Below are 21,770 nucleotides of genomic sequence, written 5' to 3' on the forward strand. Positions count from 1 at the left end.
GAGCGGATCCAAGGGCGCAATTATACGTCGCTGACGCGACGTTGTTGCATTCGGCCCTGGCGGGGCCGCCGCTCCCGACGAACCTGTTGAGAGCATGTTGCAGCCGGGAAAGAATTCGCACCGTGGCCATCGCCCATTTCTCCGTCAGCATCGTCAGCCGTGGCGACGGCCGCAGCGCCGTGCTGTCGGCGGCGTACCGGCACTGCGCGAAGATGGAGTTCGAGCGCGAGGCCCGCACCATCGACTACACCAGGAAGGAAGGGCTTCTGCATGAGGAGTTCCTGCTGCCGGCCGATGCGCCGGACTGGGCGCGGACGCTGATTGCCGACCGCTCGACATCAGGCGCTTCGGAAGCGTTCTGGAACAAGGTCGAGGCCTTCGAAAAGCGCGCCGATGCGCAGCTCGCCAAGGATCTCACTATTGCCCTGCCGCTGGAACTTTCGCCCGAGCAGAACATCGCGCTGGTGCGTGATTTCGTCGAAAAACACGTGCTTGCCAAAGGCATGGTGGCCGACTGGGTATATCACGACAATCCCGGCAATCCGCATGTCCACCTGATGACGACGCTGCGGCCGCTCACCGAGGACGGTTTTGGCGCGAAGAAAATTCCCGTGTTGGGGGAGGATGGCCAGCCACTCAGGACGAAAGCCGGAAAGATTGCCTATCAGCTCTGGGCCGGCGGCACGGACGATTTCAATGCGTTTCGTGACGCCTGGTTCGAGCGTCTCAACCATCACCTGGCATTGAACGGGATCGCGCTGACCGTCGATGGCCGCTCCTACGAAAAACAAGGGATCGACCTCGTCCCCACCATTCATCTCGGTGTTGGCGCCAAGGCGATCGAGCGCAAGGCGAAGAGCGAAGGCTTGGTGCCGGAACTCGAACGGCTGGAGCTGAACGAGGCGCGGCGCGCGGCAAATGCCCGAAGGATTTTGCGCAGACCGGAGATCGTGCTCGATCTCGTCACTCGCGAGAAAAGCGTCTTCGATGAACGCGATGTCGCCAAGGTGCTGCACCGCTATGTCGACGATCCCGCGCTGTTTCGACAATTGCTGGCACGCATCATCCAGAGCCCGGAGGTGCTTCGGCTGCAGCGCGACACTCTTGATTTTGCGACCGGGGAGAGGGTGCCGGCACGCTACACGACGCGCGAATTGATCCGGCTCGAAGCGGAGATGGCCAAGCGTGCCATCTGGCTCTCCGGCCGCGAGACGCACGGCGTCGATGACAAGGTGCTGGCGGCAACCTTCGGGCGCCATCAACGCCTGTCGGAAGAACAGCAAACGGCGATTGAGCATGTCGCGGGTCCAGCTCGGATTTCTGCTGTCGTCGGCCGCGCCGGCGCCGGCAAGACCACAATGATGAAGGCGGCGCGCGAGGCGTGGGAACAGGCCGGATACCGCGTCGTCGGTGGCGCACTCGCCGGCAAGGCCGCCGAGGGGCTGGAGAAGGAAGCCGGCATCCAGAGCCGCACGCTCGCGTCCTGGGAGCTACGCTGGAAGCAAGGCCGCGACGGGCTCGACAGCAGATGCGTGTTCGTCATCGACGAGGCCGGCATGGTGGCGTCCAGGCAGATGGCTGGCTTCGTCGAGGCCGTCGTCAAGGCAGGCGCGAAGCTCGTCCTTGTCGGCGATCCGGAACAGCTCCAGCCGATCGAGGCGGGAGCCGCCTTTCGCGCCATCGTCGATCGTATCGGCTATGCCGAGCTCGAAACGATCTACCGCCAGCGCGAGAAGTGGATGCGACGTGCCTCGCTCGATCTGGCGCGTGGGCATGTCGGCCAAGCGCTTGCCGCCTATCGCACCGAGGGCAGGGTGCTCGGATCGGAACTGAAGGCGGAGGCTGTCGAAAACCTGATCGCCGACTGGAACCGCGACTACGATGCGTCAAAGACGACGCTCATTCTCGCGCATCTGCGCCGCGATGTCCGCCTGCTCAATGACATGGCCCGAACGAGGCTGGTCGAGCGCGGCATCGTCGGTGAAGGAGAGAGTTTTAAGACCGCCGAAGGCATGCGCCGCTTTGCTGCCGGCGATCAGATCGTCTTCCTGAAAAACGACGGTTCGCTCGGCGTCAAGAACGGCATGCTGGGGAAGGTCGTGGAAGTCGCGCCAAACCGGATCTCTGTCGTGGTCGGCGAGGGTGATCAGCGCCGCCAGGTCGCTGTCGAACAGCGCTTTTATAACAACCTCGACCACGGCTATGCCACCACCATCCACAAGAGCCAGGGCGCCACCGTCGACCGCGTCAAGGTGCTCGCCTCTCTCTCCCTCGATCGTCATCTGACCTATGTCGCCATGACCCGCCATCGCGAGGATCTGCAGCTCTACTACGGCCGCCGCTCCTTCGCCCTCAACGGCGGCCTGACAAAGATCCTGTCGCGCCGAAATGCCAAGGAGACGACGCTCGATTACGCGCGCGGAACCCTCTATCGCCAGGCGCTCTCCTTCGCCGAAAACCGGGGCCTGCATATCGTCCAGGTCGCCCGCACGCTGCTGCGCGACCGGCTCGACTGGACGCTGCGTCAGAGCTCGAAACTCGCCGATCTGGCGGCCCGTCTGCGCGCTGCCGGAGAACGCCTTGGCCTTCGGCAATCACCCAAATCGCAAACGAAAAAGGAGGCCCGGCCGATGGTTGCCGGCATCACGCAGTTTAACACCACGACCGCGGAGAGCGTCGGACAGAAGCTCGACGCCGATCCCGCCTTGAAGAAGCAATGGGAAGAGGTCTCGGCCCGCTTCCGCTATGTCTTCGCCGATCCCGAAGCCGCCTTCCGGGCCATGAACGTCGATGCTGTCCTCGCCGACAAGGATATTGCCCGGCAGACACTGCAAAAGCTTGAGACCGACCCGGCATCGATCGGGCTGCTGAAGGGCAGGACGGGGATCCTCGCCAGCAAATCGGAGCGGGAAGCCCGGCGCGTCGCCGAGGTCAACGTGCCGGCGCTGAAACGCGACCTCGATCGTTATCTCAAGATGCGCGAGGCCGCGGTCCAACGGCTCGAGGCGGACGAAAAGGTGATGCGACAGCGCGTGTCGATTGATATCCCGGCACTGTCGCCCGCGGCACTGACGGTGCTTGAGCGGGTCCGCGATGCGATCGACCGGAACGACTTGTCCGCGGCCCTTGGATATGCAATCAGCAACCGCGAGACCAAGCTCGAGATCGACGGCTTCAACAAGGCTGTCGCCGCGCGCTTCGGCGAGCGCAGCCTGCTCACCCATGCCGCGCGCGAGCCGTCGGGCAAGCTGTTCGACACGCTTTCCCAAGGCTTGAAGCCTGAGGAAACGTCACGGTTGAAAGAGGCATGGCCGGTGATGCGTACCGGCCAGCAACTCGCCGCACGTGAACGCACGGCCATGTCGCTGAGACAGGCGGAAGATCTGCGGCTTTCGCAGAAGCAGACACCGGTGCTCAAGCAATGAAGCGGCGCGGCGTCGTCATGCTTCTCACCGTTGCCGGCATCGTCATCGGCGGTGGTGCATCGCTTGCGGCCATCTTCGGTTATCGCCTGAACCTGACGCCCAGCGAACCGCTCGGGCTATGGCGCATCGAGACATTGCGCCGCGCCGTCGCGGTCGGCGATATAGTGTTCGTTTGCCCGCCGCGGATGGCGCTGTTCAAGCAGGCGCTGGCGCGCGGATATCTGCGCCGCGGGGTTTGCGCCGGTGGCTTTGCACCGCTCATCAAGACGGTCGCAGCGCTCCCCGGTCAGCGGGTCGAGATCGGCGAGGATGTCGAGATCGACGGCGCGATGCTTGGCTCATCGCGTGTCCGCAAGACGGACGGCGAGGGCCGGGCGCTCACACCGTTTCCCGGCGGCATCGTGCCGCCGGCTCATCTCTATCTTCACTCTTCCTTTGCGAGCTCCTATGACTCCCGATATTTTGGGCCAATCCCCGACAAGGGACTCCTCGGCCTCGCCCGGCCGGTCTTCACCGTCGGTCCGTGACCGCTTTCGATCGATCCTTCTGATCCTTGCCGCTGTCGCCTGTGGCTGGACCGGCTGGAGCGGGTATGCGCTCGCGCTTCCGGTCGCGATGATCTTTCCGCTCTTCTGGGCGCAGTCGCGTTCACGCCTGACCGCTGCAGCCGTCTCGGCAGGTTATTTCCTCGCCGCCTCGCGCGGCCTGCCGCAAGGTGTGGCGAACTTCTACGCCGAAGATCTCTGGCCCGGCCTGCTGCTGTGGCTGGCGGCTTCTGCCTCCTTCGTCGTCGTTCATGCGGCGGCCTGGTCAAGGCAACCGGAGGAGGTGCGCAAGGGACAGGGCTTCCCCGAAGCAGGGCGGGCGCTACGCTATCTGCTGGCCTTGGTGCTGATGGCATTGCCGCCGTTCGGCATCGTCGGCTGGGCGCATCCGCTGACGGCGGCCGGCATCCTGTTTCCGGGGTGGGGATGGTGGGGTGCGATTGCCGCGACAGCCGGCCTGCTCGCCTTGACGACGAGGCTATGGCCGGCTGCGGCCATTATCCTGACAGGCTTCTGGCTCTGGTCCGCCGCAACGTGGACAGTGCCTGTTCTACCGCAAGGGTGGGATGGCGTCGATCTCGAAATGGGAGAAAGCCTTGGGCGCGACACCTCATTGCCTCGCCACCGAGTCCTGATTGCCACAGTTCGGGGCAAGGCAAAGGACGGCATCCGCACCGTCGTTCTTCCCGAAAACACATTCGGCTTCTGGACGCCGACCGTCGCGCGGCTCTGGCAGGAGGAATTGCGCGGGACCGACATCACCGTCATCGCCGGCGCGGCCGTCATCGACGCACAAGGCTATGACAACGTCATGGTGGCGATCTCCACTGAGGAGGCGCGAATCCTCTATCGCGAACGTATGCCGGTCCCGGTCTCAATGTGGCAGCCCTGGAAAGCCTGGACGGGCCAGGGCGGTGGTGCGCGAGCGCACCTGTTCGCTAATCCGGTCGACCTCGATGGCACCAGGATCGCACCACTGATCTGCTACGAGCAGTTGATCCTCTGGCCCGTCCTGCAGTCGATGCTTCACAAGCCTGACATCATCGTCGCCACTGGCAATGGCTGGTGGACATCGGGCACCCCGATCGTCGCAATCCAGAAGGCGAGCGTCACATCCTGGGCGAGGCTGTTCGGCCTGCCCATCGTCATAGCCTTCAACACGTAAATATTGGATACAGCAATGGTCGACGCCGCCCTTATAAAGCAATGTTCCAATCCTGCCCTGAGGCCCGCCATCGTCGAGGCCTTCATCGCGCGAGCGGGGTCGCAGGATCCGCTCGCCGTCACGGTGCGCTCGGGCAACCGCGTCGTGCTGGTGCCGAAACCGACGACACCGGACGAGGCGATGAAGCTCATCGGCAAACATATCGGCCGCAACACGCTCCGGGTCGGGATCACCCAATATCCGGCCGGTCTCGGCATCATGGAGGCCGGCGCGCTGAAACCGGACCTGGTCGACGCCTGCGCGAACCTGCGCATGGGCACGGCCCTCTTCGCCAGGGTCTATCGGATCGTCATGAAATGGTACGGCAATCCGACCGGGAAGGAGGTTTTGCCCGAGGTGCTCGATGATGCGATCATCGCCTGGCAGACCGGATATTTCGAGGGGACGGCGGTGTTTCGGACGCCGGACCCGGGCGGGGTCGAAGTGGATGAACCCGCCGCTCAAGAACCGGCGAGGAATACTGCCGGGAAGTCGGAAGAGCCTAGTTATGAAGAACAGAGCGCACCGGCCGAGGATCCCGCCCGTGACGGCGATCCCGACACGGCCGGCATTCGGATCGATCTCTCGGGCATCGGTGCCAAATAAGCGTGAGAGCACAGCCAGAATTGCACCGTGCCGATGGCAATTATCCGCCTGTTTGCACTGGCGAAAATTGATCCGGCCCTCTATAAGGGCGGACAGGACAGTACGCGCTGTCCCGGGGTGTGGAAACCTCTCGTAGCGGTTGGCGCCGTCCGAAACGGATCCTGGTCGACAAGGCCGATCAACTCTTCCAGGCATTGCCCGAGAAAGACAAGATTCCGGAGATGGTCGGCAGCGCGCAGCATCTGGACTACATCAGGGCCTGCATGGAGATGCACGCGCAGATGTATACGACGAATACGTTGATCAACATCCTCGGCTATATTCCGAAGGTGTCGGCGAACTGAACTTCAGATCAGCCCCATGCGAATGGCGGTCGAGACCAGGTGCGTCGTGTTCCCGGTCTCGAGATACTTGCCCGCTATTCGAAGCTTTGACCGCACGCTGTCATATGAGACGTTGTGGATGCCTGCCACTTCCCGCTTCGTCTTGCCTTCGGAGATCCAGTAAAGATAGTTGGCTGCCGTGGAATCGAAGAATTCGGGCTGCGGAAGGGTCGGTGCCAGATCGGTAAAGCTGATGCGGGCATGCAACTGCCCCACCGCCGCGGCGGCGGCCAACGGGTCCAGCCCGTGTTTCAATTCGCTCTCCGGCTTTCCCGAGGCAAGCGTGAACATCGCCAGCGTGCCATGTGCGGCCCTGATGGGAATGGTCACGCCGGAGCGGATGCCGAAATCGGCCGCGTGCGCATAGAACGAACGCTCCTCCTTCGACAATTGTGACCTCTCCGCTTCACCGCTCCAGGTAAAGGCTCCTTTCAGCGCTCTGGCGCGTCGAACGACAGGGTCGATCTCGAAATAATGCTGTTCGGCATATTCGGATTGCCACTCTGGCCCATAGTTCGAAACGACGTGGGTGTGGCTCGATAGGATGTTGACATATGCATAGCCCGCAAATCCCATCTCCTCGGTGAATCTCGCAAGCCCATGTTTTACGATGCGTTCATCGCCAGGAATGGCGGCGAGATCGGTGAGCTTGTCCAGCCATTGTCGCATACAGTCTTCTCCTTAATAAATGGGCCGCTCCGGAGTGGACCTCCCTATGCTGTCCAAGCCGCTCGCCATGAGCTTGCCGGCCTCTGATGGCGGTCCCGTCACCAACCGTTCGGACATTGTTCTGTCCCGGCAGCCGGAAGAAGGAGAATTGCGATTGCTCGACTGTTCCGTTCTTGCATTTCAATCGGCCCCTGCAGGCAATGTCTGCGAGACCAGCAGATGGATCAGCGTAAACAGCCGGCGGGCCGTCTCCTGATCGATCTCGACCTTGGATTTGAGGCGTTCGCGTAGCAGTTCAGACCCCTCGTCATGGATGGCGCGACGTCCCATGTCGATGGCTTCCAGCCTGTCGGGGGTCAGTCTCGCCGCGGCGTTGGCGAAACTCTCGCAAACAAGGCTGTAGTCCTTGAACAGCCGGCGGAACGATGTGAGCGATAGATGATGGCTGAGCACATGCGCGCCCCTCTCGGTCGCCACAGACAGCCCCAGGTACCTGTCCTTCAAGGCAAGGACCAGCCGATAGGGACCACCGCCATGTTCGGCCGGCACAAAAATATTGTTGTCCAGCAGGTCGGAAATGACGACACCCTGCTCTCGCTGTTGCGCTGAGTCCGTCTTGCTTGCGTGAGGCGGATCGAGCGAGACTGCGCAAAGCCGAAAACTGGACGGAGTGGTTGTCGCGCAGATCATCGCGCACTCCGTCCCGGAACATTGATATTTTTATCCGCGCGACCGGGCCTGTGTGCAGGCACACAAAACATGGCTGCCGCCGGAGCACGTCCGACGACAGCCATGTCGCCTTGGGAGGCTAGGCGAAAGGTGAATTTGTCGGAAAATCTCGTCCCTTGGGTTCGATGCGGAAACCGGAGACCGCCCCTGTTGCGAGCCGAGGAAAAAGCGGCTGCCGTTGAAACAGGTTCAACGACAGCCGCATGGCCCTGGGAGGCAGGGGTTAATGCCAATGGCAGGTCAAGCGTGTCTTTCGATCGACGCTGATGTGGAACGGTCGTCGAAAGTTCAGCAAAAGAGCTGACTTCGCAGAGGTGATACAAATGTTTGTGGTGTGCGAGCCTTTGTCTCATCTGACAGTCACCTCAAGGCCGCGAAATGCGTGGTATCGGTTGGCTGCGGCTGCGTGCCGCACCGGTGCCCCGCTCTATGGAAAGCATTGGTTCAGGAGGAAGGTCGCCATCATGCAGGGCGGCGAGACGCAACCCGACTTCTCTGTCTCCCGCGGTCAGCCGATGGTTCAGGCGAAGGTAGTCCACCCAGGTCGGCGTCCAGTAGGTTTCGGTCCAAAGGGAGGGTGTTTGCAAGCTCCGCTGAAGCGTCCAGTTTCGCGCACCGGCTCGGCTCTGAACGCGCCGCCGTTCGCGCATGCAGTCCAGAAAGGCATCGAGATTGTGCTCGGTTATCAGGTAGTCGGCCTTGACGACAATCGGCCCGCTTCTTGGTTTCAGGTCCAGTGCGAGTGACGGCGCGACGAACTCTGACGAGCCCTGTTCTGTTTCTTCCCAAAGCTCGATCGGCAGCACGAATGCTGCGGCAGCAACAAGCAACAGAACCGTGGCGGCACCTTCAAAGGCCACCGTCAACGAATAATTCTGGGCAACAGAGCCCCAGATCCAGCTACCCGCCGCCATACCGCCGTAAGACAGGGCATAGTAGATGGAAAGCGTGCGGCCAACGACCCACCGCGGGCTCGACAACTGTATCGCAACGTCAATTCCGGTCCACGTAAGGAGCCAGCCCGCCCCTCCAATTGCCAGCGCGACGGCGGCAAAGGGCAGCGACGATGTGAGAGCCAGCGTCAGGCAGCAGATGGCGCATGCAGTGGACGGAGCTGCGAGCAGTTGATCACGGGACATGATCCGCCTCATATAGTTGCTGCAAAGGCCAGCGGAAAAAGCGCCGATGCCAAAAGCAGCCAACAACGTGCCGTATACGATAGGGCCGCTCACCAAACGATCTCGTACGATCAGCGGGAGCAGCGCGAGGATGGATATGCTGGCCAACCCGAACAATGTTCCACGGAGAATGGCTGCTCGGATCTCGGAGGAGATCGCGGAGAAGCGCAGGCCGTCATGGATAGCCGTGGTAATTCGCTCGCGTGGCAGCGGCGAAGGGCGCATATACCATTTCGAACGGGCAACAGCGGTGAGCGGCACCAGATCGCTCATTGCCGCCAGGACGAAGGCTGCAAGTGGTCCGAGGAACGCAAGGATAAGGCCACCGAGGGCCGGACCTATGCTGCGCACGATGTTGTATCCGACGGACATCAATGTGACAGCCGCCGGAATGTCGCGCTTCTCCAGAATGTCGCCGACCGAGGCGTGCCAGGCGGGATCGTTCAGCGCGAAGCCGCACCCGGCCAAAAACCCCAGGCCAAGGATCAACCACGGGCTGACAAAGCCCAATGCCACAGCGATTGCCAGCGTCGCGGATGCCAGCGCAATCAGGCAGTGCCCGGCAAGCATGACGCCGCGTCGACTGAAGCTATCGGCAATGGCGCCTGCGAGGATGGATAGAAAGAATGCCGGCAGTGTGGAAGAAGCTTGCACCAGTGCGACCATCAGGTCGGAGGGTGAAATCGTGGCCATCAGCCAACTGATGGCTGTCGTCTGGACGAGCCAGCCGAGGCTTGAAATTTGCGTGGCCGACCAGATCGCGCGGAACGCACGGTTCTGAAGAGGGGCCAGTGTCGTTGAGACGCTCGAATACGAATCCTCACGCTGCATGATAAACGTCTATCCCAACTCGCTTGTCACCTCTCTAGATGATGTAATGGTATAACATTGCAGAAGATAGCTTATGGAACTGCAGAGCGGTTTTCGTGGCTGTTGGCTTAAGGTAACTGGCTGATGTCACGCGCCTATCAGGCCGGGATGTTTAATATCCCGAAGAGGGCTCGGGCGAATTCGCGAACTCCGAATCAATACAAACAGCAACGTTAGCATCCAAAGATTTGAACCAATCGCCGTTGCCATCGGCGCCCCGGTAAGCGTCAGGGTAGAAGCCATAAATAGCCATAACATGTTCGCGGCTCCTCTCGTTTGTTGCGATTGCAAACTTCCAAACTCTGAAGAGAGGATCTCAGAAAACCCATGGACGAGGAAATAGATTGTCATGGAGGTCTAATTTGTTTTTGATATAAGAGAGCGCGGCAACTTGCGCCTCGCCATCACAGTACTCAAAGAGTAACGGCATCAGCAATCTCGTTGAACGTCGCAGCCAACCCTTAGTCAGATTGAAATCGGGAATCGAAGGACTGAAACTCGCAGCTCAAGTTGTGGGAGCTGACCTACTCGCCACTGGCTAACGACGCCAAAATTCGGGTCCCGACGCGTGTAGATTTTCGCCGTCAACCGTGACAGCCACCGTTACCGGCATGTCCTCCACTTCAAACTCATAGATCGCTTCCATTCCTAAGTCTTCAAACGCAACGATACGGCTGGAACGAATAGCCTGGGCAACGAGATAGGCGGCGCCGCCGACGGCCGTCAGATAAGCCCGCTGATGTGCCTTTATCGACGCAATCGCAATGCTACCCCGCTCAGCCTTTCCGACCATCGCGAGCAAACCGAGGTCGAGCATCATGTCTGTGAATTTATCCATGCGGCTCGCTGTTGTCGGGCCGGCTGGTCCAACGGCTTCATCACCGACCGGATCCACTGGTCCGACATAGTAAATGACCCTGTCCTTGAACGAGAGGGGCAACGGTTCACCGCGAGCAAGTAAGTCATGAATACGTTTGTGAGCGGCATCCCGGCCCGTGAGCAGTTTTCCCGACAAGAGCAGACGGTCCCCTGCCTTCCAGTGCTTGATCTCAGCCGCGGCGAGCGTATTGAGATCGACACGCAGCGCGTGTTTATCCGGAGCCCATGAGACATCCGGCCATGAGGACAGGTCCGGTTTGGGTAGAAAGGAGGGCCCCGAACCATCGAGGGTAAAATGTGCGTGGCGGGTGGCCGCACAGTTGGGCACTATTGCGACGGGCTTTGAGGCGGCATGCGTGGGCCAGTCAAGGATCTTCACATCCAAAACCGTCGTCAGTCCGCCGAGACCTTGTGCACCTATCCCCAATGCATTGATCTTGTCGTAAAGCTCAACGCGTAAATTCTCTATGTCTGTAGTTGGCCCCCGAGCTTTTAGCTGTGCCATGTCGATAGGACCCATAAGCGACTCTTTCGCCATAACCATCGCCTTCTCGGCCGTGCCACCGATACCGATTCCAAGCATACCCGGGGGGCACCACCCGGCGCCCATCGAAGGTACGGTCTCGAGCACCCAGTCAACGATGGAATCGGAGGGATTGAGCATTGTGAATTTGGACTTATTTTCGGAGCCTCCACCCTTTGCAGCAAGGGTGACTTCGACTCTACTTCCGGGGACCATCTCGACATGCACTACACTGGGAGTATTGTCCCGCGTATTGCATCGCGAGAATGCCGGGTCGGCAACGATGGATGCTCGCAATGGATTCGACCTATTTAGGTAAGCTCGGCGAACGCCTTCGTCGATGACATTTTGGAGGCTGCGGCTTGAGGCGAGAGTGCATCCTTGTCCCCATTTTACGAACACCGTGACGATGCCCGTATCTTGGCAAATGGGACGGTGGCCTATCGCTGACATCCTACTGTTGGTCAGCATTTGCGCAATTGCGTCCTTCGCCGCTGGGGATTCCTCACACAGGTATGCGTCTCCCAGAGCCTTTATGTAATCGGGGGGATGATAGTAGCTTATGTATTGCAGCGCGTCAGACACGCTGTCGATCAGGTCAGCCTCAGATATCACTCCCATTTATCGTCACTCCCAATCCATCCTACTAAGACAGGGGAAAACCCATAGTCGGTGCCCGCACTCCAAGCGCCCTCTCCCGAACCGGTGTGATTTTACCCTGTTGAACCAGGCCTCCTTATGGCATAGAATCGCTTATGTTTGAATAGGCTTAGATAAGACATTGTGATCAAAGAAGGCTAACAAATGCCGAAAATTGCTCACGGCCAATTAACAATATCGCACCAAGCGCTATGCAGGTATTTCCTGCTAGATGACGCTTATACAGAGAGTGTACGAAGAACGAATGTCTGACGCATTTGAAAAAATAACGCTTCGCCAGCTGCAAATTTTCTTAGCCGTCGTGGAACATAAGAGTTTCGTGGCCGCCGCCGCGCAGCTCGATCTCACTCCCCCTGCCGTGTCGATGCAGATGAGCCGCCTGTCCGAATTCCTCGATGCCCCTCTCTTCGACCGCGACGGCCGATCGATTCAGTTGACGGCCGCTGCAACGGCGCTGATTCCCTATGCGGAACGCATGACCGAGGCGTTGATTGAGGCCTGCAACGTCATCGATGGCCTGCAGGGCAGGCTCGACCACCTGGTTCGCGTTGCGATGGTGACGACGTCCAGGAACTTCGGCCCGCACCTTCTGCAGGAATTCGGCCGGCTGCACCCCGACATCCAGATTGAGACCACGATCGCCAACCGGGAAAAGGTCATTGAGCTGCTGGAGACGGGCAATGTGGATCTTGCGCTGATGGGTCGTCCCCCGCAGCGCATCGAGGTTGAGGCTGTCCCTTTTGCTTCACACCCATATGTTCTGATCGGTCATCCAGCACACATCTTGGCCGGCAAGCAACACATCGCAAGGCGGGAATTGGTGAATTTTAAATTCATTGCGCGCGAGGCAGGGTCCGGAACCCGAATGATCCATGATTACTACTTCACCAGTCATTCGGTACAATTTCCCTCCATATACGTCGTCATGGACAGCAATGAAAATATCAAACAAGCGGTGATGGCGAATATGGGGCTCGCCTTCATTTCTGCTCATACGATAGCGTTGGAATGTCAAACCAAGAAGCTCCGTATCCTTCCAGCAGAGGACATGCCGGCGATGCGTGAATGGTTTGCCGTCCACCTAAAAGGCAGACAATTGCGACCAGCAGCCGAGAGCTTCAAGGCCTTCGTTTTGAATGAAGGCCCCAACTTCATCCGGCGGTTTTTTGGGAACTTGCCAAAAGAGCTTTTGCGCGCTTGACGATCGGGAGATCGATCATTTCCCCGTCGACGCTGACCGCACCCCGGCCGACAGCCTCGCCTCCCTCAAAGGCCGCGACCACGCGCAACGCGTGATTACGTTCGGTGGGCGTCGGCCGGAAGGCGGAATTGACGGCCGCGACCTGATTTGGATGCACACAGAGGACGCCGTCTAACCCCATCTTGCGGGAACGAACCGCGAGATCTTCAAACCCCACCGAATTGTCGTAGCGAGCGATGGTTCCTGGCAAGCCGAACGCCTGCAAGCCCTGCATGCGGCAGGCGAGAATCATCTGCTGACAAGGTCCGAACAAATTCTCATAGGTTGGTTCAAACCCGCATTCCGCACTGAAGTCTTCAGTCCCGAGCGCAAGCCCAATCACGCGGCGCGATGCCGCTCCAATCTGTCCTGCCATCGACAGGGCGGCGGGTGTTTCGATCAGGTTGAGTAACCCGATAGAGTATGGAGATAGCCCAGTCTGTTTCTCTCTTTCCGTGATGAATTCATCCATCAAGGCAACATGGTCGGGGCCCCTCACCTTCGGCAGCATGATTGCCTCGACACCGTGAGAGACAGCAACAGCAAGATCGGCCACGCAATTGGCCAGATCGCGGTTGACTCGGACGACAACGCTTACGCCGTGCCCGGAGATGCTCGCGATAGAAGGTCGAAGGTTTTCTCTGGCCATTTCCTTGGCGAAGGCGGGTGCGCTATCCTCGAGATCGAGGATAACGGCATCGGCGCCACGGGTGTGCGCCTTTTCAACGAAGCGTTTTTCGTGCGCAGGCACGAAAAGCAACGATCGCCAAAGTGGTGCGGATCCCAGCCTAGACATTTGCTTCCACCCGCACGAACTCGCGTCGTATTGCTTCGGTATGCTCGCCAATCTTGGGAATTCGTCCAAAGGATGCCTGCGGATCCTCGAAAGAGTATTGGATCGGGGCGCCTGCGAGCTGTACGGTTTCTCCACTTTCCAATGTTACACCACGCCGCCGCAGTTGCGGATGCCGGGAGAACGTCTCGACGGAATTGACACCCCCATAGGCGACTCCCGCATTGCGAAGCTTCTCTGCGAGGTCGCCGCGCGTATTCGCCTCGAAGAAACGAGCGATTAAGGCGTCCAAGTCGGAGCGGTTCTTCACGCGTAAAGACGCATCCGAGAACCGCGGGTCGGAAGCGAGGCCAGCGTCTCCAATGACCTCCGCGCAAAGGCGAACCCATTCCCGTTCATTCTGGATGGAAATCGCAAGGACATGGCCGTCAGCCGTCGCGAATCCCCCATAGGGAGCAATCGAGGGATGATGCAGGCCGACTGGCTCGGGCGCTTTGCCTCCGTAGACCGTGTGCATCAGAGGCACCGTCATCCAATCGGCAGCGGTATCAAACAGCGACACCTTCACGCCGGATCCAGCACCTGTTCGCGAACGGAGGTACAACGCTTGCTGAATGCCGATGATTGCATTCATGCTTGCTCCGATGTCGCAAACGGAAACGCCGATCCTTCCTGGCGCACCAGGAGCGCCGTTGACCGCGACGAGACCGCTCTCGCATTGCACGAGAAAGTCATAGGCCTTCATATCCCGATATGTGCCGGTATCACCGTACCCGCTGATATCACAGGTTATGAGCCTAGAGTGGCGCCGGCGCAGATCGTCGCTGTCGAAACCAGCACGGGCACTTGCTCCAGGCGCAAGGTTCTGAATGAAGATGTCCGCCTTCGCGAGGAGACTATGCAAAAGCGCTGCGTCATCCCGGTTTTTTATGTCGAGACACAGGGATTCCTTCCCGTGATTTGCCCAGACGAAATAGGACGACTCACCCTTCACGGCCTTGTCATATTTGCGCGCGAAATCCCCCTCCGGCCGTTCGATCTTGATGACCCGGGCTCCGCCTTCCGCAAAGTGACATGAGCACAGCGGCGCGGCCACGGCCTGTTCGATCGATACGACCAGAAGTTCCGAATAAGGTTTCGAGTGGGCGAAGTTCTCCATCTTCATGTTCATTGGCTTGCTCCTATCTCACCATACTTGGCTTTCAGAATGGACTGGTTGCGGTGCATTTCGTTGGCGACAATCGTCAGCCCCTCGTCGAAGCCCATGCCGGGTTTGATCAACACCCGTTGCGGACGCGTCGCCTGTGCCACATGCAGGCATGAGCGTGCTGAAACATCTGTCTCGTTGCAGGTGCCGCCGAGATAGGCCTCGACCCCGTGCGCATGGCAGTACAGAACTGCTTCGATCGTATTGTGAATGCTGCCTAGGTCTGGCGTTTTGATCTGCACCATGTCGCAGCATTTCGCGTCAACGAACTCGATTATATCCTGGTGCGTGTTGCACCATTCGTCAGCCACTATTCGGACTTTACTGCCGATATCGCTAAGGCGGCTCTTGATTGCCTTCAGCAACTCGATCTGACCGGGTTTGTTTCCAACATCGACCGGCCCTTCGATATAGAGGGGAAATTTTTCTGCTCTCTTCTCGAGTTCGTTCAAATAATTCGCGATCGCCGATGGATCGTTGTTGAAAATCAGCCCGACCGTTCCATAGACGTCGATGTGGATCGTGGGTGCGTAACTTTCGTCGACCCGAAGTTTTTTGATGCGTTGGGTCAACCAGGTGACATATTCCAGAAGTCTTCCGCCATTCTCGCCGAGCTTTGTGGCCACGTTGTTGATCAGCCCATGCGGAAGGGCGTCGACGCGCTTCATGATCATCTTGTCGACCGCATTGTATCGATCGTCCCCGCTTTGCCCGAACAGCTTGAGAGGCGACGTGACAATGGGCAGACGATATTCGTCGCAGATTACCTCGAGTTTCAGCCGACCGGTCGCTTTTGCAGTCGCATCAAGCAGCGCTTGCGACAGGCCATAGCGAATAGCCGTGTGGATCTGCCGTCCATTGTCGGTGATTAGATCGATGAACCGCGCGTTCTCCGCAAAACTACTGACGTCACGACCTGTCAGCAAAGGTCGCAGGTTCGAATTCATCCATGCGATATAACGATCCGCTATGAACAAGGGATCGCGGCCGCCGGCGCCCGAATACTGCACCGCGGCGCAATCTCCTTCTGCCCATTGGCCAGTCTCCAGCTGAAGAAGAACGGATATCGCTTCGCCTGATTGCCGGATGTTGTCGAACCCCGGTGTCGTTGCAATCCCTACATAGGTGAAACCGTCCATTCCGGCCCCACCTTTGATCGCCGCCTGGTCGTCAAAGTAGAAGGACGAAACCCCAGGGCTGAATTGAACATTGGTGATCTTCATCTTCTTCGTCTCTAATTGGGATTCACAGCGATTGGGGGAGCGGGTTCGGTCGGCCGACCAGCCTGCTTGCGGAAATCGCACGCACGTCATCGACCACCATCGAGAAGGATGCAGATCTTCCCTCCGCCGTTGCGCGTTCGGCGACCTTGTCCCGGTGCAATGCGATGACGTCGTCCGGCAGCGGGATATTACCCTGGTCGAAAATCCGGATCGCGCCGTTGTTGTCGCGAACAGGCGTCATCAGGCCAGCATTGACAGTCGCGGGAGCGAACGGAATATCGACAACCCCCGCTTCGAACGCGAGAACAACGCCCCTCGCCAGGTTCCCTTGGCCGAGCTGGATGACACGAGCCATCACGGAATGCACCTCGCGTTCGATGAGCGCCACTTCCTGATCGATTTCATTCGTTGCCAGGTAGCCCTGGTCGCTGACCATGTTGATCATCTGCTCGGTTGCCTGCAGACCGGCGCGGTTTGCCTCCATGGTCGGAACCCCGCTCGCTTCATGGGGTGTCTTGACGATGATTTTCGTGGCACCGCCAAACTTGGCGGCTGCTGCGCCAAGAGCGATGACGGAATAAGCCTTGGCTTCGTTTTCGGGAAACCCACCCATCCACTGATGAAACACCGTAGAAAGCGCATAGTCGCCATAGCCAAACAGGGCGAAATAGTGGTGCGCTAGCCGACGCAGCGACCGCATGGCCGCAACGTCCTGTGCGAGATTTCCCGCCTGACCGTAACCGAGTGTGATGCACCTCACCCCTTGCCGCAGCGCCAGAAGCCCCTCCAGCAGCGCGACGGTGTGCGAAATGAACGGAGGAACCAGGGTGCCGGTCAGCGGACCGAATGGTTCGCGATTGATGCTGACACCTTCGGCTTCGTAAAGACCGACCAGCCGATCACAATACTGCCAATGGCGGATGGAGCGGGACAAAGGCACGTTCTTGGAATAGGGAATGTTATAGGAAATACCGCCCCCTTCGAAGCTGCTGAACCCGGAGGCGAGTGTGATCTCGGCCATCAGCCGTGCATCAGGCGTGCCATGGCGGACCTGGATGGGCTTCGAGACGCTATCGACCAATTGTTCGCAACCGGAGACGCCGTGGTTGACGGGGGGAAAGCCGTTGAGCAGTGACTTTCCAGCAGCCCGCGACCGGTCAATGCCTTGCTGAGCCTCTTCATAGCGATTGTGCCTCGTATAGGCGTCGACTGTGGTCGGCAATACATCGCAATAGGGGGAAAGATCGTTGAGCAGTTTGGTGTGCTCGCGGAGCAGCGCAACACCTGCTCTCGGCTGCAGCAGAGTTCGTTGATCGTGCTCGGCCTTCGCCAACGCGACCGAGAATTTTTTCGAGTCCGGCATGTCGCGATGTCGGGCGACGCCGCGGGCGAAGTCCACGTCCCGACCGGTGTGCCAGGTCACGAGAACCGTATCGCGCTCACGCACATAGACCGAGTAGTCCAGTTTGGTATCCGACAGATCATTTAGGCTGGTATCGCTCATAGTGCACATGCGGCCTTTGGGAGAGGTTGTGGGTTTGCTGCGATATCGCCGCTCAGCAGACGAACTGCCGCGATAGCCGCCGCGGCAGGATGTTTCCTGGAGACGTTGGCAAGCAGCGGCAGCAGATTTGCAGGGTCGCGAAGATAGGATTTGCATTGCGACACGAGGATTCGCTTGCCGAACTTGTCGATGCCGACCTCCGAGAGATGTGTGCGTGGATCGAAATCAGCAGAATGAGAAAGGTACCCCCCCGTGCCGATCATGGTTTTCACGGATGTAAGATCGCGCCCGGTTTGCACTGTCACGACCCCGTCCGCAGTGGCGACTTCGTGGGCTCGGCCTGCATGACGCATGAGTGATGTCGCTATATTGGCGCCTGCCAACAACGCATCGAACCGCCGCTCCTGCGGCGTGACTGCCAGGTGTTCGGGTGCCGAGGTCAATTTCTCGACGTAACTGACAAGGGCTCCGGAGTCGGACTCTGGTAACGGGCTCATTTGCCCCGCAGCCTCAAGGGCAGAGACTGCGGAAACCCGCATCCCCAGATCCCCTTCCACCGTTCGCTTGATTGTTGGCTCGGGCAGTCCGCGTCGCACGATGCCAGGTACCGGCAGTTCCTCATGGTACGAATAGACGTCGGTGGTCGCTCCACCCATGTCGATCAACACAAACTCGCCCAGTTCCGGCGCATGCGTCGCCAGCGAGCGGCAGAATTCATAGAGCGCATAGGGTGTGGGACACGGCTCACTTCCCGTCCGATCGATGATGCGGTCCAAGCCCTTGCCGGAGGTGATTTTGCTGAGGAATATCTCCCGAATGGCCGATCTTGCCGGCTCCGGATTCGGAGTGTCCAACGTAGGCAGGACATTCTCTGCGTACACAACGTCCTGCGACTGCAAAGCCTTCGCTACCTGCTCGCGAGCGCTTCTATTGCCCGCGTAGACGACTGAACACGCGATATTGGCCCCCGCAATTTTCTCGGCATTGCGCGCCGGATAGAAAACATTGCCGCCATCGGAACCTCCCGACAGCAAGATAATGTCTGGCGCAGATTTCTTAAGCGTATCGATATCTTCTTCGCTTAACTCATAAGCAAAACTTTGTGTTAGGCGTGCACCCGAAGAGCAAGCGGTAACCTTGGCCATTTCCGCAGTCAGTTCAGGAACAAGCCCCACAGCAGCGACCGCAAGCCCACCCTTTGCCGACGAGGAGTAGCAGAGCTCATAGTCCTCGCCAGGGAGCACAAGGCTGTGGAGCACGGTTTCAAAGCCGATCGAAAGATCCTGGACGGTCGTCGGATGACTGCCCTGGCTTAACAGCCGCAAACCGTTGTCGGGGCGCAACGCGAATGCCACACCTTTGGTCCAAGTCGATCCGATGTCGATCGAGACAACGATCATCCTGCACGACGCACATCGGAGTAGTCGATGATCTCCTGACGGCGCCCCTCGCGCTGAAGGATATCCGTCTTCAAGAGTGCCGCCACGACGTGCAGATCCACCGAAGGCGGGAAGACACGGTCGAAACCCATGGTTTTGAACAGGTTTTCGACGTCGGAGAAATCGACTTTTCCGATCACCAGATTGCCGCCCACATAAAGGAGGATGTCCGGGAGCCCCCGTTCGATGCAGCGACCGCGGAACCCCGCACAATCAATCTCGCCGTGGCCGTAGATAGACGAGACCAGGATCGCATCGGCACCGGTTTCGATGGCCGCGTCGATGAATTCATCTTGGCTGACCATCACGCCGAGATTGACGACGTTAATCCCCAATGGCTCCAGCACGCTCTTGATGATTTTATTGCCCACTGCGTGACAATCTGCACCGATGACACCCAAAATAACCCTAAAGTCAGCCTCGCCCACCATCTTCCTCCAATCATAGACAGTAGGACGATGCCTACCGTACAGAGCTTATTTCGACCCTGGCGTTAAGTCAATTATAGTTATCAGTAAAGATATATGAAAAAGATTCTCTTATCTATTCATCGTTGATATTAGCGGCGTCCGAAAAGAGGTATTGATGCGGGTTCCGGCCTGCCGCAGATGCAGATATCAGCCTGAAACTGACGGCGGTGTGATTAACTTAAGACCACCAAGTTGAGCATTGCGCGCAATTCAATGTGGAGTGCTCGCACAACTTGGAAATCCCATTGACCGCCGGCTGGCTCAGAGGCGTTCCCTTTCATGTTGGATCGTATCCGCATAAATTGCAGTAAGTTTCTGCATTCATTTGGCTCGACAAGATCGACAAGCTTTCCCAACTCTGTCCCACAGACCAGACACGCTCCGCTCAGCCGCCTTCCTCCGATTTGCCTTGAGCTTTCGTGATCCTCGACAATCTATCTAGTCACGAACGGCCTTTACACTGCGCGGTAACCTACAGAAAAAAGTGCTGCTCCTGCGACCCTCTTAGAGAAGAAGCGGGACGCTCGCTCCAGATCCCGCCAGCCAATCCAGTCGTCCCACCAAGTCGTCGCTGCTCCTTCTGTGGTCCGTGATCGTCCAGTTCGTTGTAATCAAATTTGTTTCTCCCCCATTCGATTCCAGGCGTCTAAGCCCGCAATCTTGTAAGCCTCTGCAAGAGTGGGAAAGTTGAACGTATTCTCTACAAAGTAGTCGACGGTGCCCTTCAGGTTTAAAACTGCTTGCCCAATGTGAATCAGTTCGGTGGCACCTTCGCCTACGATGTGGACGCCGAGCAGCCGTCTGGTTTTTAAAGAGAAAATCAGCTTTAGGAGGCCGGTTTGAAGTCCCATGATGTGGCCCCTCGACGTTTCCCTAAAGCGGGCAATGCCACATTCATACGGGAGCCCTCGCTCTCGCATCTCTTCCTCCGTCAAGCCGCAAGTGGAGATCTCTGGCACTGCATATATGCCGTATGGAAAGTACTTTTGCGGCTCTTGCGCGATGGCGCCCATCGCGACGCGCGCGGCGATACGACCCTGCTCCATGGACGTGGAAGCAAGGCTCGGAAAACCGATCACGTCGCCTGCTGCGTACACTCCTGGTGTTGCGGTCTCGAATGTCTCCGGATTTGCCAATAGACGTCCGCGCGCATCCGCTTCTAGCCCCACTACTGCGAGATTCAACGCATCGGTCGCGCCCAATCGTCCTCCTGCAAAGAGAACCATATCGGTTAGGATTTGCCGACCCGTATCGACTGCGACCATCACTTTTCCATTCGGCAAACGCTCAACCTTCTGCGCGCTTTGTCCTAGCAACAATCGAATATTTTGATCGCGTATTTGATAAGAGAAGTTTTCAACGATCTCGTCGTCTATGAAGCCGAGCATAGCCTTTTTGGGATCGATCACAGTTACAGCAACGTCAAGCACGCTGAAGATCGACGCGTATTCAATTCCGATGACGCCCGCACCAAGAACCACCATCGAGCGCGGAAGTTCGTTCATTCCGAGAATTTCATTGCTGTCAAATACAGTTTCGCCATCGAAGGGAATGCAATCGGGTCGATACGGGCGCGTCCCCACTGCTAGCAATATGCTTGCCCCGGTCACTTCGATTGCTTCATCATCATCTTTAAGCACCTGTATTGTATGTCTATTGATAAAGCTTGCGTGACCCCGTATCAGCTGAACTCGATGGCGAGCAAAATCGTGCTCTATTATCTCTACTTCTTGATTCAAGGTGATGAATAAGCGGCGGCGCAAATCTTCAGCGCTGATCTGCTGTTTAACCCGATAAGATCGGCCATAAAAACCGCGCTCTCGCCAACCGGAAAGATTAAGGGCTGTCTCTCGAAGGGTCTTAGATGGATCGTGCCCGTGTGGACAGATGCACCGCCCACCTGACGACCTTGCTCAATTACGACAACCGTCTTATTGAGTTTGGCTGCTTGGATTGCAGCGCACCGTCCCGCTGGACCGCTACCGACAACAACAAGATCAAATTTCATGCAAACATTCCAAACGGCACATTGCTTGTTAGGTAGTGTTGGTGGGCCGCGCCGCACGGCTGACGCTTGTGCTGCAAGGTCGTCGGCGGTCAACGACCAAATTCAATCATTGCCATGCAAGCATTGGGCATTGGACGTGGCTTCGGCTTGTGCATCTTATCTGTAGAAGATTCTTAGCGGATGTTTGGATGTTCGAAGTTGAACCACCTCTCACG

Annotated in this window: 15 protein-coding genes and 3 pseudogenes; 6 read left to right on the forward strand and 12 right to left on the reverse strand. The window is 58.4% G+C overall.

From position 1 onward, the window contains the following. Nucleotides 1-122: 122 nt before the first annotated feature. The 5 genes and pseudogenes from traA to N2599_RS36695 all read left to right on the forward strand — a co-directional run. A complete protein-coding gene (traA, locus tag N2599_RS36675) occupies nucleotides 123-3,425 on the forward strand; it encodes a Ti-type conjugative transfer relaxase TraA (protein WP_027512955.1) in 3,303 nt (1,100 codons plus the stop codon). Further along, nucleotides 3,422-3,952, forward strand: a complete 531-nt coding sequence (traF, locus tag N2599_RS36680; RefSeq protein WP_027512956.1) for a conjugative transfer signal peptidase TraF — start codon at nucleotides 3,422-3,424, stop codon at nucleotides 3,950-3,952. Before traA ends, traF begins: the two co-directional genes overlap by 4 nt. Continuing rightward, the gene (locus N2599_RS36685; RefSeq protein ID WP_051336785.1) at nucleotides 3,873-5,135 is read left to right on the forward strand and encodes a conjugal transfer protein TraB; all 1,263 of its coding nucleotides are present in this window, start codon (nucleotides 3,873-3,875) and stop codon (nucleotides 5,133-5,135) included. The genes traF and N2599_RS36685 overlap by 80 nt, the downstream gene beginning before the upstream one ends. Nucleotides 5,136-5,150: 15 nt before the next feature. Beyond that, a complete protein-coding gene (locus N2599_RS36690; protein WP_027512958.1) occupies nucleotides 5,151-5,780 on the forward strand; it encodes a TraH family protein in 630 nt (209 codons plus the stop codon). 146 nt (nucleotides 5,781-5,926) lie between these two features. Beyond that, nucleotides 5,927-6,124: pseudogene (locus N2599_RS36695) on the forward strand (transcriptional repressor TraM); the annotation flags it as partial. Nucleotides 6,125-6,127: 3 nt separating this feature from the next. On the opposite strand, the gene traR reads toward N2599_RS36695, so the two are convergent. From traR to N2599_RS36715, 4 genes are all read right to left on the reverse strand, one after another. After that, complete coding sequence (gene traR / locus N2599_RS36700; RefSeq protein ID WP_027512959.1) at nucleotides 6,128-6,832, reverse strand: autoinducer-binding transcriptional regulator TraR; 705 nt, start codon at nucleotides 6,830-6,832, stop codon at nucleotides 6,128-6,130. A 180-nt stretch (nucleotides 6,833-7,012) separates the two neighbouring features. Beyond that, the gene (locus tag N2599_RS36705; RefSeq protein WP_027512960.1) at nucleotides 7,013-7,522 is read right to left on the reverse strand and encodes a UPF0262 family protein; all 510 of its coding nucleotides are present in this window, start codon (nucleotides 7,520-7,522) and stop codon (nucleotides 7,013-7,015) included. Between the two features lie 404 nt (nucleotides 7,523-7,926). After that, a complete protein-coding gene (locus N2599_RS36710) occupies nucleotides 7,927-9,570 on the reverse strand; it encodes an MFS transporter (RefSeq protein WP_027512961.1) in 1,644 nt (547 codons plus the stop codon). 577 nt (nucleotides 9,571-10,147) lie between these two features. Continuing rightward, nucleotides 10,148-11,632 (reverse strand): fumarate hydratase, encoded by a 1,485-nt coding sequence (locus N2599_RS36715; protein WP_027512962.1) that lies wholly within the window; start codon nucleotides 11,630-11,632, stop codon nucleotides 10,148-10,150. Between the two features lie 283 nt (nucleotides 11,633-11,915). Here N2599_RS36715 and N2599_RS36720 point away from each other — a divergent pair, with 283 nt between their 5' ends. Then, nucleotides 11,916-12,872 (forward strand): LysR family transcriptional regulator, encoded by a 957-nt coding sequence (locus N2599_RS36720; RefSeq protein ID WP_037143484.1) that lies wholly within the window; start codon nucleotides 11,916-11,918, stop codon nucleotides 12,870-12,872. On the opposite strand, the gene N2599_RS36725 is transcribed toward N2599_RS36720, so the two are convergent. The 8 genes and pseudogenes from N2599_RS36725 to sthA form a co-directional block, all read right to left on the reverse strand. Then, on the reverse strand, nucleotides 12,823-13,707 hold the full coding sequence (locus tag N2599_RS36725) for an HpcH/HpaI aldolase/citrate lyase family protein (protein WP_027512963.1): 885 nt from the start codon (nucleotides 13,705-13,707) through the stop codon (nucleotides 12,823-12,825). The genes N2599_RS36720 and N2599_RS36725 overlap by 50 nt on opposite strands. Continuing rightward, nucleotides 13,700-14,875: a CaiB/BaiF CoA transferase family protein gene (locus tag N2599_RS36730; RefSeq protein ID WP_027512964.1), complete on the reverse strand. Its 1,176-nt coding sequence runs from the start codon at nucleotides 14,873-14,875 to the stop codon at nucleotides 13,700-13,702. Before N2599_RS36730 ends, N2599_RS36725 begins: the two co-directional genes overlap by 8 nt. After that, entirely contained in the window at nucleotides 14,872-16,134 is a 1,263-nt protein-coding gene (locus N2599_RS36735) for a methylaspartate ammonia-lyase (protein ID WP_027512965.1), read from the reverse strand. The genes N2599_RS36730 and N2599_RS36735 overlap by 4 nt, the downstream gene beginning before the upstream one ends. 22 nt (nucleotides 16,135-16,156) lie before the next feature. Next, on the reverse strand, nucleotides 16,157-17,638 hold the full coding sequence (locus N2599_RS36740) for a methylaspartate mutase subunit E (RefSeq protein ID WP_037143486.1): 1,482 nt from the start codon (nucleotides 17,636-17,638) through the stop codon (nucleotides 16,157-16,159). Beyond that, the gene (locus N2599_RS36745) at nucleotides 17,635-19,038 is read right to left on the reverse strand and encodes a glutamate mutase L (RefSeq protein ID WP_051336787.1); all 1,404 of its coding nucleotides are present in this window, start codon (nucleotides 19,036-19,038) and stop codon (nucleotides 17,635-17,637) included. The genes N2599_RS36740 and N2599_RS36745 overlap by 4 nt, the downstream gene beginning before the upstream one ends. After that, nucleotides 19,035-19,508: a methylaspartate mutase subunit S gene (glmS, locus tag N2599_RS36750; protein WP_037143489.1), complete on the reverse strand. Its 474-nt coding sequence runs from the start codon at nucleotides 19,506-19,508 to the stop codon at nucleotides 19,035-19,037. The genes N2599_RS36745 and glmS overlap by 4 nt, the downstream gene beginning before the upstream one ends. Nucleotides 19,509-19,824: 316 nt before the next feature. Then, nucleotides 19,825-19,964: pseudogene (locus tag N2599_RS36755) on the reverse strand (IS630 family transposase); the annotation flags it as partial. 194 nt (nucleotides 19,965-20,158) lie between these two features. Further along, nucleotides 20,159-21,555 (reverse strand): annotated as a pseudogene (gene sthA, locus N2599_RS36760) (Si-specific NAD(P)(+) transhydrogenase). Nucleotides 21,556-21,770 lie beyond the last annotated feature (215 nt).

The sequence above is a fragment of the Rhizobium sullae genome (assembly GCF_025200715.1).
Taxonomy (GTDB): domain Bacteria; phylum Pseudomonadota; class Alphaproteobacteria; order Rhizobiales; family Rhizobiaceae; genus Rhizobium; species Rhizobium sullae.